The 18,668-nt window shown below is 56.4% G+C and carries 10 protein-coding genes, 4 pseudogenes and 1 other annotated feature; of the genes and pseudogenes, 12 read left to right on the top strand and 2 right to left on the bottom strand.

The genetic code is table 11. The features are described 5' to 3' along the window. The first annotated feature begins 172 nt into the window (after positions 1-172). The 12 genes and pseudogenes from LB566_RS29765 to LB566_RS30455 all read left to right on the top strand — a co-directional run. Entirely contained in the window at positions 173-397 is a 225-nt protein-coding gene (locus LB566_RS29765) for a hypothetical protein (RefSeq protein ID WP_224629708.1), read from the top strand. A 182-nt stretch (positions 398-579) separates the two neighbouring features. Next, the gene (locus LB566_RS29770) at positions 580-3,585 is read left to right on the top strand and encodes a type I restriction endonuclease subunit R (RefSeq protein ID WP_224629709.1); all 3,006 of its coding nucleotides are present in this window, start codon (positions 580-582) and stop codon (positions 3,583-3,585) included. Continuing rightward, positions 3,575-4,837, top strand: coding sequence for a restriction endonuclease subunit S (locus tag LB566_RS29775; RefSeq protein ID WP_224629710.1), 1,263 nt, complete (start codon positions 3,575-3,577; stop codon positions 4,835-4,837). Before LB566_RS29770 ends, LB566_RS29775 begins: the two co-directional genes overlap by 11 nt. After that, positions 4,834-6,108 (top strand): AAA family ATPase, encoded by a 1,275-nt coding sequence (locus tag LB566_RS29780; protein ID WP_224629711.1) that lies wholly within the window; start codon positions 4,834-4,836, stop codon positions 6,106-6,108. The genes LB566_RS29775 and LB566_RS29780 overlap by 4 nt, the downstream gene beginning before the upstream one ends. Beyond that, the gene (locus LB566_RS29785; RefSeq protein ID WP_224629712.1) at positions 6,105-7,751 is read left to right on the top strand and encodes a type I restriction-modification system subunit M; all 1,647 of its coding nucleotides are present in this window, start codon (positions 6,105-6,107) and stop codon (positions 7,749-7,751) included. Before LB566_RS29780 ends, LB566_RS29785 begins: the two co-directional genes overlap by 4 nt. Before the next feature lie 327 nt (positions 7,752-8,078). Further along, positions 8,079-8,927, top strand: coding sequence for a reverse transcriptase domain-containing protein (locus tag LB566_RS29790; protein ID WP_224629713.1), 849 nt, complete (start codon positions 8,079-8,081; stop codon positions 8,925-8,927). A 307-nt stretch (positions 8,928-9,234) separates the two neighbouring features. After that, positions 9,235-10,911, top strand: a complete 1,677-nt coding sequence (locus LB566_RS29795; protein WP_224629715.1) for an SIR2 family protein — start codon at positions 9,235-9,237, stop codon at positions 10,909-10,911. Next, the gene (locus tag LB566_RS29800; protein WP_224629717.1) at positions 10,908-12,221 is read left to right on the top strand and encodes a hypothetical protein; all 1,314 of its coding nucleotides are present in this window, start codon (positions 10,908-10,910) and stop codon (positions 12,219-12,221) included. The genes LB566_RS29795 and LB566_RS29800 overlap by 4 nt, the downstream gene beginning before the upstream one ends. 3 nt (positions 12,222-12,224) lie before the next feature. Continuing rightward, positions 12,225-13,070: a hypothetical protein gene (locus LB566_RS29805; protein WP_224629719.1), complete on the top strand. Its 846-nt coding sequence runs from the start codon at positions 12,225-12,227 to the stop codon at positions 13,068-13,070. Positions 13,071-13,170: 100 nt separating this feature from the next. Beyond that, positions 13,171-14,207 (top strand): annotated as a pseudogene (locus LB566_RS29810) (IS3 family transposase); the annotation flags it as partial. Then, positions 13,455-13,571 (top strand) — a sequence feature (AL1L pseudoknot). (Overlaps the previous pseudogene by 117 nt.) Further along, positions 14,152-15,526 (top strand): annotated as a pseudogene (locus LB566_RS30450) (IS30 family transposase). The pseudogenes LB566_RS29810 and LB566_RS30450, both read left to right, overlap by 56 nt. A gap of 34 nt (positions 15,527-15,560) precedes the next feature. Beyond that, a pseudogene (locus LB566_RS30455) lies at positions 15,561-15,866 on the top strand (integrase core domain-containing protein); the annotation flags it as partial. Between the two features lie 316 nt (positions 15,867-16,182). Here the strand turns inward: LB566_RS30455 and LB566_RS29825 are convergent. Then, the gene (locus LB566_RS29825; RefSeq protein WP_224629721.1) at positions 16,183-16,749 is read right to left on the bottom strand and encodes a hypothetical protein; all 567 of its coding nucleotides are present in this window, start codon (positions 16,747-16,749) and stop codon (positions 16,183-16,185) included. Positions 16,750-16,956: 207 nt separating this feature from the next. Next, a pseudogene (locus LB566_RS29830) lies at positions 16,957-18,119 on the bottom strand (integrase core domain-containing protein). Between the last annotated feature and the right edge of the window lie 549 nt (positions 18,120-18,668).

Below are 18,668 nucleotides of genomic sequence, written 5' to 3' on the forward strand. Positions count from 1 at the left end.
CTACCTCAGCCCTGTTGAGTTCGAGGAAACGGCGATGTTAGCTTAAGTGCCTGTCCATGGAACCGGCAGCAGGCCAGACCTTGGATTTCCTGCTTTTGTACAAGAGGCTGCAAGCGGTCACCTCTTCTTGAATGTTGATCGGTCTGAAAACGTCCGAGGGGCTTTGCGTGGCTTGAAAAACCGGCTCGCCGAATTCGGGCGCACCTTCGTGCCAGATCCCAACGTCGCGCCCAATCATGGCTGGCATCATCACTTCGAAACAATTGGCATGGAGGTCGGAATTCCACCCCGAATTCTGGACGCGGTGCAGGGACAGGCGGCACGGACAGTTGCGGATACCTACGGCGAGGTCACCCTAACCATGACCGTTGAAATTGCGAAACTGAGCTCCTATTGATTTGAAGAGCTACAAAATTCCAAGTTGCCTTGGCGGCAGTCACGAGGCGTCCCGAAGTATCCTCCTAGAAGCCGGTCGGCAGGCCAACGGTAGGCTCCCATTTCTGTCAAATCACCGCTACAGGTATCGAATCCTAAAGGGCGCGTGCACGCTTTTGGAGCCTGTGGAGTGACACCCTCACTATGAACACACCTGAACGCAGCCTTGAAGAGGCACTCGTCACGAAACTTGAGCACCTCAAGTATGAATATCGTGCGGACATCCGTGACCGCGCCACGCTGGAGCAGAACTTCCGTGAGAAGTTCGAAGCGCTTAATCGCGTCCGTCTCACCGACTCTGAGTTCGCCCGCCTAATCGACGAGATCGTCACCCCCGATGTCTTCGCCGCTGCCCGCATACTGCGCGAGCGTAACAGCTTCACCCGCGATGACGGCACGCCGCTAAACTACACCCTCGTCAACATCAAGGACTGGTGCAAGAACTCCTTCGAGGTGGTCAATCAGTTGCGCATCAATACGGATAACAGTCATCACCGCTACGACGTCATACTCCTGATCAATGGCGTCCCCGCCGTTCAAATTGAGCTTAAAACCCTCGGAATCAACCCCCGTCGGGCCATGGAGCAGATCGTCGATTACAAGAATGACCCGGGGAACGGCTATACAAAGACGCTTCTTTGCTTCCTCCAGCTCTTCATCGTCAGCAACCGCGACCGCACTTACTATTTCGCGAACAACAATTCCCGCCACTTCGCTTTCAATGCCGAAGAGCGCTTTCTGCCAGTCTATGAATTCGCTGATGTGGACAACAAAAAGGTCACCCACCTCGATAGCTTCGCCGAGAACTTCCTCGTCAAATGCACCCTCGGCCAGACCCTCAGCCGCTATATGGTGCTCGTTGTCAGCGAGCAGAAGCTCCTGATGATGCGGCCTTATCAAATCTATGCGGTGAGGGCCATTGTGGACTGCATCGCCCAGAACTGCGGCAACGGCTACATCTGGCACACCACCGGCAGCGGCAAGACGCTCACCTCCTTCAAGGCCTCAACCCTCCTCAAGGACAACCCAGATATTGAGAAATGCCTCTTCGTCGTGGACCGCAAGGACCTCGACCGGCAGACGCGGGAGGAGTTCAACAGATTCCAAGAAGGCTGCGTCGAGGAAAACACCAATACCGCCTCCCTCGTGCGTCGTCTTCTCTCGGACGACTACGCCGACAAGGTCATCGTCTGCACCATCCAGAAACTCGGCCTCGCGCTAGATGAAAACAGCACGCGCAACCAGCAGCAAAAAAAGGGCGGGAGACAGACCTACAAGGAGCAGCTTGAGCCGCTTCGCGACAAACGCATCGTCTTCATCTTCGATGAGTGCCACCGCTCCCAGTTCGGAGAGAACCACAAAGCCATCAAGGAGTTCTTCCCCCACGCGCAACTCTTCGGCTTTACCGGTACTCCCATATTTGAGAAAAACGCGAACCGGGTGAAGATAGAGGACCAGGAAGCCTCATATCAGACCACCAAAGAGCTCTTCCAGAAGCAGCTCCACGCGTACACGATCACGCACGCCATCGAGGACGCGAACGTTCTGCGATTCCATGTTGATTTCTTCAAGCCGGAAGGCAAAAAGCTGCCCAAGCCGGGCGAACCGCTTGCGAAGAAAGCCGTTGTCGAGGCAATCCTCGCGAAGCACGATGCCGCCACCGGCGGGCGCAGGTTCAATGCCCTGCTCGCTACCGCGTCCATCAATGACGCCATTGAATACCACGGCCTGTTCATCAAGCTGCAGGCAGAAAAACAAGAGACCGACCCCAACTTCAAGCCGCTGAATATCGCTTGCGTCTTTTCTCCGCCCGCAGAGGGCGACCCCGATGTGAAGCAGATACAGGAAGATCTCCCGCAGGAGAAAGAGGACAACGCTGTAGAGCCAGAGAAGAAGAAGGAAGCCCTCAAAGCCATACTCATTGACTACAACAACCGCTACGGCTCAAATCATAGCATCGGCCAGTTCGACCTTTACTATCAGGACCTGCAAAAGCGCATCAAAGACCAGCAGTGGCCCAATGTTGACCACCCCCACACGCAGAAAATCGACATCACCATAGTGGTGGACATGCTGCTCACCGGCTTCGATTCCAAATACCTGAACACGCTCTATGTGGACAAGAAACTCAACCACCACAGCTTGATACAGGCCTTCTCGCGCACCAACCGTGTGCTCAATGCCACCAAGCCCTACGGCAACATCCTCGATTTCCGCCAGCAGCAGGGCGCCGTGGATGCTGCCATCGCCCTCTTCTCTGGGGAAACCACACGCGACCAAGCTCGCGAGATTTGGCTCGTGGACAAGGCCCCCGTCGTAATCCAGAAACTGGAAGTCGCCGTGCAGAAGCTGGACGCTTTCATGAAGTCCCAGGGCCTCGACTGCGCCCCAGACGCCGTCCCCAATCTCAAGGGGGACGCCGCCCGTGCCGTTTTCATTGAGCGCTTCAAGGATGTTCAACGCCTCAAGACCCAGCTCGACCAATACACCGACATCACCGCCGAAAACGCCGCCGCCATCGAGCAGATTCTGCCCAAGGAAAATCTACTCGGCTTCCGCGGTGCTTATTTGGAAACCGCCCAACGCCTCAAGGCCCAACAGGGCAAGGGCACGGACAAGCCAAGCCCGGAGGTGGACCAGCTCGATTTCGAGTTCGTCCTCTTTGCTTCCGCCGTCATTGACTACGACTACATCATGGGCCTCATCGCCCGCTTCTCTCAAGCGGCGCCGGGCAAGCAGAAGATGAGCCGCGAGCAACTCGTTGGCCTCATCCAGTCCGATGCCAACTTCATGAACGAAAGCGAGGACATCGCCGCCTACATTGCCACTTTGAAAGCGGGTGAAGGCCTAAGCGAAAAAGCCATCCGCGAGGGCTACACGCGTTTCAAAGCGGAAAAGGAAGCGGCGGTACTGGGCGACATCGCGGACAAACATGGCATCACCACCTCTGCCCTACAAACCTTCGTCGACGGCATTCTGCAACGCATGATCTTCGATGGCGAGCAGCTCACCGACCTGATGGAACCACTCGGCCTGAACTGGAAAGCCCGCCGCGTGAAGGAACTCGATCTCATGGCTGACCTTCTGCCTATGCTTATCAAACGCGCCAAAGGGCGCGAAATCTCTGGACTGAGCGCTTATGAGCAGTAAGACGAAAACCACGACGATGAAAAATGATGTCAAACTCGCATTGACGCCCAAGTTACGCTTTCCGGAGTTTTGCGGTCAGACAATGCGCGAAGTAGAACTCAAAGACGTGACGGTCGAAAGTACGACCCGCAATGGCGAAACACTCGCTGCAACGGCGGTGATGGGGGTGTCGAAGGTGGATGGCATTGTTCCGATGGAAGAACGGATTATCTCATCGGACATCGCTCGATACAAACTCGTTCGTAAAGATTGGTTTGCATACAACCCCATGCGACTCAACATCGGATCGATAGCCAGATGGCAAGGCGAAAGCGACATCCTGGTAAGCCCTGACTATATTGTCTTCAGGTGCCTCAATGAAGCGGATTCGGGACTTCACCCCACTTTCCTGGATCAATTCCGACGATCAACGGCGTGGCAAGAGTTTGTAAAGCACGGAGGAGATGGCGGCGTTCGGGTTCGTATTTATTACGAGGACATTGCCCGACTTCCGCTAATCCTACCAAGAATGGCCGAACAACAAAAAATCGCCGACTGCCTGACCTCGGTGGACGTGCTGATTGCCGCCCAAGCCCGAAAAGTGGATGCGCTCAAGACCCACAAAATAGGGCTTATGCAGCGGCTTTTCCCCCGTGAAGGAGAAAGCCAACCCCGCCTCCGCTTCCCCGAATTCCAGAACGCCGAGGAGTGGAAGGAAGTTCTGCTGAAAAGTGTGATCGAGGAATTCCGGGAAAAATCGACCAGCCAGGATGAATTTGAAGTCATGACATCCGCTCGAAGTGGCTTAGTGAGACAGCGAGATTACTATGACAATGATCGTATCACCGAGCGCGACAACATTGGCTTTAACATCATCCCACCCAATTATCTCACTTATCGGAGTCGAAGCGATAATCGTCGGTTTTTCTTCAATGAGAACAAATTGGGAATCACTGGTATAGTTAGCACTTACTATCCTGTCTTTCGCGTCGTAGATGGATCAAACAAGTTCTTCGTCGAGCTCCTCTCTTCTTTTTGGAGAATGGTCGGTAAATATAGTGTGGGCACTTCCCAGACAGTTCTGTCTCTAAATCAACTTGGGCGTATAAAACTTCCGTTTCCTCGGCCGACCGAACAACAACGCATCGCCGACTGCCTCACCTCCCTCGACGATCTCATCGCCACCGAAACTGAGAAGCTCGACGCCCTCAAAGCCCACAAGAAGGGTCTAATGCAGCAGCTTTTCCCCTTCGCGGAGGAAGTTGAAGCATGAGCGCCGCCCCCTTTGTGGACCTGAACGCCTTGGCCACGCATTTTCGCACAGAACTGGCACCGCCGCCGCCCCAAGTAGCCAAAAAGTTCATTCTTCTCTACGCCTACAACGGCACAGGTAAGACCCGCCTCTGTACCGCCTTCAAGGACATTGGCAAGCAAGCGGGACAAGCCGACACTCTCTATTTCAACGCCTTCACGGAAGACCTGTTCTCATGGCACAACGACCTCACGGGTGATAGGGATCGCTATTTGATCCTTCATCCGTCTTCGAATTTCTTCGCGGGTCTTGACGAGTTGGAGATGGACAACCGGATTCGCCCTCTCTTGCAGCGTTATGCGGACTTCGACTTCAGACTTGATACCGTGCCCGTCAAAGACGACCAGGGAAGAGTTGTCAGAGAGGAAAGGATTGTCCGCTTTTCCCGCGAGGTGCTGAACGGCGGGACGACCACCACGGTGGACAACATCAAGATTTCACGAGGCGAGGAGAACATCTTCATCTGGTGCTTCTTCCTCGCCATTGTGCAGCTTGCAATGGATGACGACGGGACCGGCCCCTACAACTGGGTGAAGAACATCTATATTGATGACCCAATTTCTTCGCTGGATGAACACAACGCCATAGTGGTAGCCAACCACCTCGTGCAATTGTTTCGCGAAACACCGAATAAGCTCAAGACGGTCATCTCCACACACCATATCTTGTTCTTCAATGTGCTCAGCAATGAGATCAAGAACCTTCTAAACACCCGGGAGTTTCCCCAATATTGCCTTAACCGGGATCGAAACGGCACTGGTTACAAGTTGTATCGTCAGCGATCCGATACGCCGTTTTTCCACCACGTTTCATCGCTGGTGGAACTTTATGAAGCGGCTAAGAGCGACCAAATCTACACACACCACTTCAACGCGCTGAGGTCTGTTCTCGAAAAGACTGCTGTCTTCCACGGTTACGGGCACTTTTCCGCCTGTATCAAAAAGGATTCGAACGACGCCGACGGGGTGCTCCATCAGCGATTCATCGACCTCCTCAGTCACGGCAAATATTCTCTCTATGAGCCGACTGAGATGGGCGACGAGACAAGGGACTACTTCCGCATCATCCTTTACGGCTTCATCAAGGACTATCCGTTCAATCCGGCATTGTTTCCGAACAATCCCGCAGCTGCCACTGCACCTGCAACGGCATCTTCGACAGCATCCGTAATGCCTGTGGCAAGAGTGGCGAAAAAGGCCCAACCTAAATCCAAGGCGGACCCAATCACATGAACGACCAAAGCCAAAAAGAACTGGGCAGGACGCTCTGGAACATTGCCGACCAACTGCGCGGAGCGATGAACGCGGACGATTTTCGCGATTACATGCTGTCCTTCCTTTTCCTTCGGTACCTCTCTGACAACTATGAGATGGCGGCAAAGAAGGAGCTGGGGAAGGATTATCCCGATTTTCCAATCGACGTATTGCTAAAGACCGGCGCAAGCACGCCTCTGCAAGCTTGGTATGATGAGAACCCGGACGATGTGCCCGAATTTGAGAAGCAGATGCGCCGCAAAGTGCATTACGTCATTCAGCCGCCGCACCTCTGGAACAGCATCGCCAATATGGCCCGTACCCAGGACGGTGAACTGCTCAACACGTTGCAGGCGGGTTTCAAATACATCGAAAATGAATCGTTCGAAAGCACGTTTAATGGCTTGTTCTCCGAGATCAATCTCGGTTCAGACAAGCTCGGCCGTAAGTATGAAGACCGCAATGCCAAGCTCTGCTCCATCATCTCGGAAATCGCCAAAGGGCTGGCGGAATTCTCCTCCGAGACTGATACCTTGGGCGATGCCTACGAATACCTGATTGGCCAGTTTGCCGCTGGTTCCGGCAAGAAGGCAGGCGAGTTCTACACCCCGCAGCAGATTTCACACATCCTCTCCGCCATCGTGACGCTCGACAGCCAGGAACCTGCCACCGGCAAGAAAGACCGTCTCGCCAGCGTGCTCGATTTCGCCTGCGGCTCCGGCTCGCTTCTGCTCAACGTGCGCAAGCGCATGGGACCTCATGGCATCGGCAAGATTTACGGCCAGGAGAAGAACATCACCACTTACAACCTCGCCCGCATGAACATGCTGCTGCACGGGGTGAAGGACACGGAGTTCGAAATTTACCACGGCGACACGCTGAACAACGACTGGGATATTTTGCGCGAGCCAAACCCCGCCAAGAAACCGGCTTTCGACGCTATCGTCGCCAATCCGCCTTTCAGCTATCGATGGGACCCAGCTGAAGCGATGGGCGACGACGTGCGGTTCAAAAACTACGGGCTCGCTCCGAAATCCGCCGCCGATTTCGCCTTCCTGCTGCACGGCTTCCACTTCCTGAAAGACGAAGGAGTGATGGCTATCATCCTGCCCCATGGCGTGCTCTTCCGAGGTGGTGGTGAAGAACGCATCCGCACCAAGCTTCTTAAAAGCGGGTATATTGACACCGTCATAGGCCTACCCGCCAACCTGTTCTACTCCACCGGTATCCCCGTCTGCATCCTCGTACTTAAGAAGTGCAAGAAGCCGGACGACGTACTTTTCATAAATGCCGCCGAGCACTTCGTGAAAGGCAAACGCCAGGACCAGCTCACAGAGCAACACATCGCAAAGATCATCAACACCTACCAATTCCGCACGGAAGAGGATCGGTACTCCAAGCGCATCGGTATGGAACGGATCGCCGAGGAAGGCTACAACCTCAATATCGCCCGCTACATCAGCACAGCCGAAGAGGAGATCGTAGTTGATCTGTCGGCCACGCATGACGAGTTGGTCGAAGCCGAGAAGCAGATCCGAGAGTCAATAGCGAAGCACAACGCGTTCCTGAAGGAACTTGGACTATCCATGTTGCCAACGGCCGACGAAGAAATGGACGTTTAAACGATTTCTTGGCTGTGAAACTCTCTATAGCGATGATCAGAACCGCTGTGTAAGGAAAGGAGCGAGTACGACTGGCAAGAAGCCAGCACGGGCGCCGCTTCTCTTAAGAAATGCCGTCGCAACCTATCTCGCCAAGGCGAATGTGTCCGTTGCCGGCGGCAACCTGTGCGCTGCGAACGACCGGCCTAATGTGCGTGGCGGCCATTGGCGCATTTCAGGGTATACCCTGAAGTCAGGCGCTACCCGAAGTAGCTGGCGGCCCACGACTAAAACCATCGGTCCCGTCCTTAATAAAAGTTCGACATACCCTGGCCCTATACCATTGAATTGCCGCGACATCATCAATATCTCGCGGATGACTTCGGCGTTAGGCTGCACTTCCGGCATTCCTACTGGAAGAACGGAAAACCCATCTACGTTCCGAACGCGTTCAGCTCGGAATTGGGCAAGAGGCTCAAGCGTAAAATCAACGCAAAATACAGCTTCGACAGATTCATCTACCATTTCAAGGAGGGCTCGCATGTCGCTGCCCTCCACCGACACAGGAAGAACAAATTCTTCTGCCGGGTCGACATCAGTCGCTTCTTCTACAGCGTCAAACGCAACCGCGTGAAACGCATCCTGAAAGGCATCGGCGTCTCCAAATCGGAGTATTATGCGAAGTGGTCCACAGTCAAGAACCCGTTTGAGGGCGGCGGCTACGTCCTGCCCTATGGCTTCGTACAGTCTCCTATTTTGGCAACGCTAGTCCTTGCCGAATGTCCCATAGGCGCTTTCTTGCGCGCCTTGCCCGGTAGCATCACGCCGTCCGTCTATATGGATGACCTGTGCCTATCCGGCCCGGACCAGGCTGAGCTGAAATCCGCGTTCGGCGACCTCGTCGCCGCTGTTGCGGAAGCCGGGTTCGTCCTGAACACGGACAAGACGCGCGAACCCGCCGAGCAGATCGACATCTTCAACTGTTCGCTTGAGAACGGCAGCACGGAGGTCCTGCCCGAGCGGATAGAGGAGTTCTATGCCAGCAAGGATTTGGAGCCTGCTGCGATACAGTCATTCGAGGCCTACTGCGATATCGTAAAATCCAAGACCTGGCGCATTGGCGAGTCCAAGCGGCGTCGCAGAAAGGCCTACGAGGCGAGCAAGAAGAAGGTGAAGCCACCAGTAGCGACCGCCTAGCCTGCGGGGTCCACTTCCTGCCCCCAAGTGTGGGCTCCGGCGCGCGAAGCCCAGTAGGTGAAAGTACTGCCGGATATTCTGGCGTTCCTTCAGAAGGAGGCGGAGTTCTTGGTTGTGGATTGCCTGTGCGCTCCACCTGGCCTGCGCGACAGCGCCTATCTTTTCTGTTCTGTTTATTATTTAGGCACGCGGCTGGCGAATCGCTCCGCCAGAAAGAGCAGATATGACCGACCAATATGAGCTCTCGAGCATTTTTTGAACAAAGCCCCAGCAATTTGCCTGGTTCATCGGAGCAGGAACATCCGCAGTGGCCGGGCTGCCCACAGCTTGGGACATCATCTGGGACTTGAAGCGACGGCAATATTGCCGCGAAGAGAATCAGGAGATATCCCGGCAGGACGTCCAACTAGGAGCGATAAGGACACGCATCCAGAGTTATTTGGAATCGAAAGGCTTCCCGCCTGAGGGCGACCCGACAGAATACACGAGGTATTTCGAGAATATTTTCGGAGAGGATAAAGAGCGCCAGCGCCAGTATCTGAGGGGCATTCTTTCGGAAGACAAGGTTACGCTTTCCGTTGGCAATCGGGTCCTCGGAGCGCTTCTAGCAACAGGGCGCACCCGAGCTGTCTTCACCACCAATTTCGATAGCGTCGTTGAACGGGCTGTCGCGGAAGTAAGCGGCAAATCACTATCGGCCTATCATCTCGAAGGAGCTGCATCGGCAAACAGCGCCGTCAGCAACGAAGAGTTTCCATTTTACTGCAAGCTGCACGGCGACTTTCGCTATGACAGCATCAAGAATCTGCGCAGCGACCTCGCCTCTCAAAATGACGATTTGTCCAAAGCCCTGCTGAATGCGGCAAATCGCTTTGGTCTCATTGTCTCGGGTTATAGCGGGCGCGATGCGAGCGTCATGTCGCTGCTTCATTCCGCATTGGCAACGCCGAATCAGTTTCCTCACGGTCTTTATTGGACGGGCATGAAAAACGCGCCTGTCCTGGCAGCCATCGACCGCTTGCTCGAAGAGGCGGCTCGCGTCGGGCTAAAGGCATCGTTCGTCGAAGTCGATACCTTCGATGCCTTAATGTTGCGTCTATGGCGCAACATGGATGGAAAAGAGCCCGAGATCAACGCGAGGGTTCAAAAGACTCATCGCGCGAGCGTCAACATTCCTTTGCCCGCTCCCGGCAGAGGGCAAATCGTAAGAATGAATGCGCTGCCGATCAGCTTGCCGAAGGAATGCCAGGCGGTCGAGTTCAAAGGCCCAAAGGAGTGGAGCGACCTGCGTTCTGCGGCGAGCGAGAATGAAGGCAGGCTGATGTTCACCAAGTCCGACACGACATTGTGCTGGGGCGAAGAAGCACTCATCCGCGCTCACTTTCCGGATGTCGTGTCCGTGTCCCCTCACGATATTTCGTCCCAGATTGCCGATATGAGCAATCACCTCTACCTGAAGCAGTTCCTTGAAGAGGCTGTCTGCCGGGCGCTAGCACGCGGAAGGCCGTTGCTAACCCGAACGAACAAATCGGGCTCGAGCTTGATCGCGGATGCGCACAGCGCCAATCAATCGGCACTTGCTCCGTTGCAAAGCGTCGTTGGAAGGACGACCGGACAGATTGCTGGGCTGTTCACGCTTGTTGACGAGGGGAATCCGCAACCGGAAAAGGTTTTCTGGGCGGAATCCGTTCGCGTTTCGATTCAGACGCTAGATGGGAGAAACTGGCTCCTGCTCGACCCGGAGATCTGGATTTGGCCAACCCGAGCCCGCCCGCTAGCCGCAGGCTTTCTCGATAAACGGCGCGGGGACCGATTCAACAAACTCTACAATGACATCCTCGATGGTTGGCTATCGGTGCTTCTTGGCGATCATGATCGCAAGACAGCTTTCACGGTCGCCCCTTATGAAGGTGGCACGAACCTCGAAACGCCGGTCTTCAGCCTTCAGCCGCGAACGGCATACACGCGCAGGCTGGCATCATGACGGCGAATAGCAGTGAGCTCCCAGGATACACGACGATTCCCGAGCCGGACCTGATGTTCGCGCAGGGCGGGCTCGACAAACATCCGCTGCGGGGGCTGATCGACCACGGGCCATACGGCTTGAAATACGGCACCCCAACGTCGGTCCGCTTCGCGTTGCTCGCGCCGGGCGGGAAAATGGGTCAGCTGCGCGGGCTTGTAGCAGAGCTGGGTAATGGCGCGAAGACACGCGAGGTGCCTGCATATTATCCCGACTATCCCGGGTTTGAGAAAGTCTTCCGGGTTCCGATTGCGCCAGTGGATGACGATCTTGTCTTCGCATTCCCGGATGAGCTCGACGGTCACGCTCAAAGGCAGGATAAGCGCGCTCTTGCCCGCGGCCTCTTCCAATGCATCGCGCAGCTTCGTCCTGTCCGGTCGCGCTTTGACGTCACGCTGATTTACCTTCCGTCGTCCTGGGCTGCATGCTTCGAGGATGAGGGCTTTGATTTCCACGACTATCTGAAGGCGTTTTGCGCGCCCTCTAACATCCCGGTGCAGATCCTGCGGCAGGCAAGTTTTGACCGCACCTGCCGGTCAAATGTGATGTGGGGCCTAAGCGTCGCCATCTACGCCAAGGCAGGCGGGGTTCCATGGAAACTCACGGGGTTGAACCCAAATGAGGCATTTATTGGCATTAGCTACGCCCTTAAGCGGCTCGCTTCCGGCACGGAATACAGCACCTGCTGCAGTCAGGTGTTTGACCCCGATGGCACCGGGTTCCAGTTTGTCGCCTACGATGCTCGCGAGTTTACGCAGGACAGAAGCAAGAATCCATATCTGTCCTATTACGAGATGCAGTCAGTGCTTTCGCGAAGCCTCGAAATCTATCAGCGCGGCTATTTTGGCAGGCTGCCTAAGAAGATCACCATGCTCGATGTCGTCCAAACGAGCTTGGCCCTAAGTACCATATCTGCCGGTAATATCGACTTTGTCTACTGGCATGGAACCGGAACGAAGAGAAACGATAGCACCGAGGCATATGTCAGTTCAGTCCTTTGGCCGATGGACGGGTTGGCCCCCGTCGGAACTTCATTGAAGGGGCGCTTAGGACATACGATGGGCGCGTCCGCAGGCTTCAATCTGGCGTCCGCTTGTCACACTTTGAGAACGGGTTTTTTGCCAGCTGTAAAACGAGTCGATGGACCGGCATTCCCCCAGATGAATATTGCGTTTGACTCTCCGGCACAATCGAACTTTTCGACTGGTTTGTGCGTGGCGATGGGGTTCGGCGGCATAAATGCGAGCGTTGTACTTCGCAAGGTTGGGTAAAAAATGGCAGCTCTCGATGGACTTTTGTATTTTCCAAGCTGCACTGACGAAGTGATATTTTCGAGTGACACCAGGTCAAAACCGGCCGGGTGGGATTTTGTTGCTTCCGGAGACGCATTTTCTCCTGCTAAGAAGAGGTCGTTCGATCGCGATCGATTGCTTGTTAAGGCGAGGGAACTAGGCCTTTCGCGTCCAAAGTCTCACTCATCGGCGGCCTGGATTGCATTAATCGCATGTGCGGCGATAGATCAAAGTCTTTTGCAGCGACGGATTAGTCTATTTGTTAGTAGTAGCTCTGCGCCGCAGGAGGTTTCCTACCGGTTTGAGGCAGCTATTTTGGAAGACGACGGAGCGGTTCTCGATCCATTCTGGCTCCCGAATACGTTGCCAAGCGCTGTTGCGACAAGTGTTTTTTCCGCGCTGAAGCTTAAGGGGACAGCTTTTGGAGTTCCTGGCGGCGTCCATGGTTTGATATCTGCTCTTAGCTGCGCAAACGAAAGTTTGGCTTCCGGGAGAAGCGACGTGGCAATCGTAGTCGTAGTTGAGGCGATGTCAGATTATTGCGAGTCCCTTGGTGTTTATGTGCCTGACGGTTGTGTTGGTCTGATTCAGAAGACCGAAGAGCGAAATGGAGCTCCGATTCCGTGGTTGGCATCCGTTGACGCGTTAGATACCGGCCCGTTGCCTGTTTTTTGCGACATAAGTCAGACCGATTTTTTAAGTGGGCTCAAGGTTGCCGCTCTACTATACCGCACAATCTGCGAGCCAGCGGCGCTCGGTGCCAGGCCTATTTTGAGAGTCCGTGAAACGGGTGACTGTTGGGAGATCAAACCAAGCAATTCGATTTAATTTGAATCGCAGAGGGCGGCAGGAACCTTAGACAAGACGCAGCGAGGGTGTGAACCGCCCCGGGTTGATCGGAGGCTCCAACTCCTGAGAAGGTGGAGCCATGACAAGCAAGACGACCAACAAGTTCTCTCCCGAGGTCCGAGCCCGTGCGGTGCGGCTGGTTCTGGATCACGAAGGCGAGCATGCCTCGCGGTGGGCGGCGGTCTCGTCGATCGCCGCCAAGATCGGCTGCACGGCGCAGACGCTGCATGAGTGGGTGAAGAAGGCCGAGCGCGACAGTGGCGTGCGAGCCGGTGTGCCTACGGATGTGGCGACGAAACTCAAGGCTTTGGAACGCGAGAACCGCGAGCTTCGCCAGGCCAACGAGATCCTTCGCAAGGCTTCCGCGTATTTTGCCCAGGCGGAGCTCGACCGCCGGTTCAAGCCATGATCGCGTTCATCGACGATCACCGCGAGGCGCATGGGGTCGAGCCGATCTGCAAGGTGCTGCCGATCGCCCCGTCGACCTACCACGACCATGTCGCCAAGCGCATCGATCCCTCCCGGCTGTCGGCTCGGGTGAAGCGGGATGAGGCTTTGAAGGATGAGGTCCGACGCGTGTTCGAGGCTAACTTCCGCGTCTACGGCGTTCGCAAGATCTGGCGGCAGTTGCAACGCGAGGGCTTCGATGTCGCCCGCTGCACGGTTGCCCGCCTGATGAAGGCCATGGGCCTCGAAGGCATCATCCGCGGCAAGCCGATCCGCACCACGGTGAGCGACAAGGCGGCACCATGCCCTCTCGATCACGTCAATCGCCAGTTCCATGCCCCGGCGCCGAACATGCTGTGGGTCTCCGACTTCACCTACGTCGCGACCTGGACGGGCTTCGTCTATGTCGCCTTTGTCATCGACACCTATGCGCGAAGGATCGTCGGCTGGCGGGTGAGCCGGACGGCGCATGCCAGCTTCGTTCTGGACGCTCTGGAACAGGCTCTCCATGATCGGCGGCCCGTGCAGGGAGGCGGGCTCATCCATCACAGCGACCAGGGCAGCCAAGGCGGATTCAAGCGGTCGTCGCAACACTCTGAAGTTGGAGGTTGCGATGAGCATTCGAAAGCGGCGATCGGCACGGTCTGGACGAGCGCCATTGCCTTCACCAGGACGGCCGCCTGTGGCGGGGCGCGATGAACAGATTAGATTCTGGCGGGCGATCGCCGCGGGGCTGGGCAGCGAAGATGCTGCGCTCGAAGCCGGAGTGTCGCAGCCTGTAGGAACCAGATGGTTCCGAAAGGCGGGCGGTATGCCACCAGCGATGTTCAGATCCTCGGCGAAGCCGCTCTCTGGGCGGTACCTGTCATTGGTGGAGCGCGAAGAGATCGCACTTCTCAGGGTACAGGGCCATTCCATGCAGGAGATTGGGCGCCGGCTCGGTCGGTCCGCCTCGACAATTTCCCGTGAACTGCGGCGCAACGCGGCCACCCGCAGCGGCGGGTTGGAGTATCGGGCGACGACTGCTCAGTGGCATGCGGATCGATCGGCCCGTCGGCCCAAGCCGACCAAGCTTGCGTTCAACGCAACCTTGCGCACTTATGTGGAGGAGAGACTTGCTGGCGTTGTCGTGGCCCCGAGCGGCGCTCTCGTTCATGGTCCCACCGTTACGTGGAAGGGCCGCCGGCATGGCCCGCGAAAGGATCGGCGATGGGCCAGGGCCTGGAGCCCGGAGCAGATTGCCCGACGCTTGCCGATCGACTTCCCGGACGACAAGACGATGCGCATCAGCCACGAAGCCATCTATCAGGCCCTCTTCGTTCAGGGCCGTGGAGTGCTGCGCCGCGAGCTGACGGCCTGCTTGCGAACAGGACGTGTATTACGGGTCCCCAGGGCGCGCGTACGTAAGGCGAGGCAAGGGCTTTGTCTCACCGGAGATCATGATCAGTCAGCGTCCCGCCGAAGCGGCCGATCGAGCGGTGCCGGGACATTGGGAGGGAGACCTCATCCTCGGTCTTGGCAGCTCGGCGATCGGCACGTTGGTCGAGCGCACGACGCGCTTCACGATGCTACTGCATCTTCCCCGGCTCGTGGGGCATGGCGAAGCTCCGCGCACGAAGAACGGACCTGCGCTCGCGGGACATGGAGCTGAGGCCGTGCGTGACGCGATTACGCGCACCATCATCACCTTGCCCGAAGAGCTACGCCGTTCGCTGACCTGGGATCAGGGAGCCGAAATGGCCCAGCACGATCGTCTCACGATCGATGCGGGTGTCCGGGTCTACTTCTGCGATCCGCAAAGCCCATGGCAACGCGGCACCAACGAGAACACCAATGGGCTGCTGCGTCAGTACTTCCCGAAAGGCACCGACCTGAGCATTCACAGCGCCGACGAGATCGCCGCCGTGGCAGCGGCCCTCAATGCCCGGCCGAGAAAGACCCTGGGTTGGAAAACGCCGGCAGAAGCGCTTGACGAGTTGCTGCCATGAGTGAACACAATCGGTGTTGCGACGATCGCTTGAATCCGCCCAATACGTCTCCATCAGATACACCGAGCGCCTGGCGGAGGCCGGCGTCGAACCTTCGGTGGGCAGTGTCGGCGACTCTTACGACAATGCTCTCGCCGAAACGATCAACGGTCTTTACAAGGCCGAGGTGATCCATCGACGCGGACCCTGGCGCTCATTCGAGGCCGTCGAGTTCGCCACGCTCGAATGGGTCGACTGGTTCAACAATCGCCGGCTGCTGGAGCCCATCGGCAACATCCCGCCGGCCGAAGCCGAGGAACGCTACTACGCCATGTTGGATGAACCAGCCATAGCCGCGTGACTCAACCGAAACGGCCTCCGGAAAACCCGGGGCGGTTCAAGGCACGATCATATTGCAGCGGTATTTGACTTCGCAGATTTGCAAACTCGCCGCCCTGCCGATAGCCTAGCGCCCGACAAAGTGGTCGAACTAGTTCACCGGCAACATCGTCCTCATTCATTAATTCAATATTGTGCTCGGCAAATATGCTTCCATGCACCAAAACTGACATCGGTCTTCCCGCCCAAGTGAATCGTCAGTGACAGGCTACCACTGCTGTCGTTGGGAATCCCCGATGTTCCTCTTACGTTCAACAGTTTATTGCCAATGAGGCCGCTCAACACCATGGGATGCCAGCGATCAACTGTAGGAATGAACCGGCCAGGAATATGAGCACAGCAGCTTTTACGTAGCCGCCTTCCGACAACGCTGTTCCGGCGATGGATATTTCCAGCGCTTCCGCGATATCGCTAAAACTAGCTTCAACCAAGTTTAATCTGACCATGCCTTTTGGTCGCTCAATAGACTGGAAAGGTAAACGCATATCCTTGCGAAGTTTATCGTGTGTGGCGATCCAAGGTCGCCTCGCCATCGACAACCCGAATAGCCCGCCTTTGCGCTTCGAATTTAGCCTCTCTGTGACAACTTCCGAACCTTCAAGCATGGAAGGAACCGTCGTGGCAGCATCCAGACGCTCATGTTTTGCGGCGAGCTTGCGCAGAGTATCTAGGGCGTTCGTCACCTCTTTTCGCTGCAGCCAATGATAGAGCTCGCTCCCTTTCACTGCCAGCATGAGGGCGGCAAGCGTTGTTAAGGGCATGCCTGAAAATGTGAGCCATTTGGCTGAAGCTAGAATCGTTGCGCACATTTCACGAGAAAGACAGATGATCAACCCTGAGTGCAACAAAAACGTTTCCAGCTTTGGTGGGAGGGTGTGGAGAAGGCCCTTTTCAAAGTTGCCTTGCTACAAATCTAGCCCCGCAATCTGCTACAAAACAATAGCGGTTGGTCGTCATAACCATTTGAAACTATTAGATTTAATTTGCACTCTTCGTTTCCCGCTCTCTCCGCCAGTTGCCGCAGGGTCCGTTCCGAACACATAGGTTACGGTTTATACCGGAGACATGGGTAACACTTTTGGCCCGAAGGGGTTTTGGAGTGGTTCGAGCCTGCATGTCTCATCGTCGAAATATCCCAGATCATAGTCCATGAAGCTGGCCAGCCAGATATGGTCCTCGACCTGTTTGATGCCGACGGTCTGGCCGGCGAAGAGCAGGCTGAGGTTGATCTTCCTGCGATTGTAGCAGATGCGGTCGCATGTGGTGACGGTGACGGCCTTGTCGTGAAACGGATAGTCGAGCTCTGGCAGGCCGGCATAGGGCCGCGTTGAAGGTTGATAGCGCTCGGCTGGACGGTCCATCCCGAGCGCCTGATGCGGCCGTTCTGAATTGAACTCGTCGATGAAGTCGTCGAACCTGGCCTGCTGCTGAAGGAAATTGGCGCCTGCCGGTTTGGTGGTTTCTTTCTTTAGGGTGAGGTGCATGCGCTCATGGCGTCCGTTCTGCTGCGGGCAGCCCGGCTTGATGCGCTCGATGTCGATGCCCAGGCGCAGCCACCAGACCGACAGCTTGCTGAGGTTGAACAGCGCATTGGGGCTGGCGAGGGAACGCCATTGTCGGTCCCGATCGCGCTGGGCAGGCCGAACTCCTTGAAAACGCTTTCGAACACGGTGAAGGCATAGGCTTCCTTGGTGGTCGACAGCGCCTCGCAGGCGATGAGGTAGCGACTGGCGAAGTCGGTGATCGTCAGCGGATAGCAATAGCGCCGATCGGCAAGCATGAACTCGCCCTTGTAGTCGGCGCACCAAAGATCGTTGGGGCGATAGCCGTTTGAAAGCGGTGTTCCCGTCGCCCTGTTGCGCCGTCGCCTGCGATGCTCGACCAGGCCGTGCCGGTCGAGCACCGCATGCACCGTCGAGATCGCGGGCCGGTGCACGTCCGGATACAGCCGGGCCAGCCGCTCGCGTATCTTCGGCGCACCCCAAGTCGGCTTGTCCTGCTTCAGGCGCACAATCAGCTTCTCGATTTGAAACGGAAGCTGATTGGCGTGGCGGTAGGGCCGGCGCGACCGATCCGTCAGCCCTTCCAGGCCGCTGTCGTTGTAGCGCGTGAGGATCTTGTAGCCGGTCTTGCGTGAGATAGCGAACTCGCGGCAAAGCACGGCCATCTTCTCGCCGTCCAGCAGCCGGGCGATGAACTTCAGCCGCTCTTCCATGACGTTACACTCCTGCCAAGGCACCTTGCTCTCCTTGCAAAGGGCCGAAAGTGTAACCCATCTATCCGGAATGAACTGTCACCCATCTCTCGGGAAGGGCACAGCAAGCTACTGAAATAAAATACAAATCCCTATTTGTTTAGAGATTACCCACTTTTACCCCACATAATTTTGTGGATTCATATGGTCGTCCTTGGCTTTCTCTGGACACTAATTTGGGATTGTCGTCAAGTCGAACGCCTGCCCCCGGGGCGGAGGGGTTTCTTAGGTCTCCACAAAGCGAAGCGGCAGCTTGCTGAGGATAGAGGCCCGCGCCCCTGTCTTCCCGTCACTCAGGAGATCGTGCCGCCAGGCGCATCCGTGCCGGCGAAAACCACGCCGCGAATGCGGCCATCGCCAAGGAGGGCGTACAAAGCGGAGGCGATGAATGTCCGTCAGTCGGATAAATCCATTTCATTTCCGGAGCCACCTCCTGACGCCGAGACCCGTTCAACAGGGCGGCCTAAGGAGCGTCAGCATAGCGCCGCTGAAGGTGGGACGCGGATGACC

Origin of the sequence: Mesorhizobium sp. CA13, from assembly GCF_020165235.1 — a bacterium.
Taxonomy (GTDB): domain Bacteria; phylum Pseudomonadota; class Alphaproteobacteria; order Rhizobiales; family Rhizobiaceae; genus Mesorhizobium.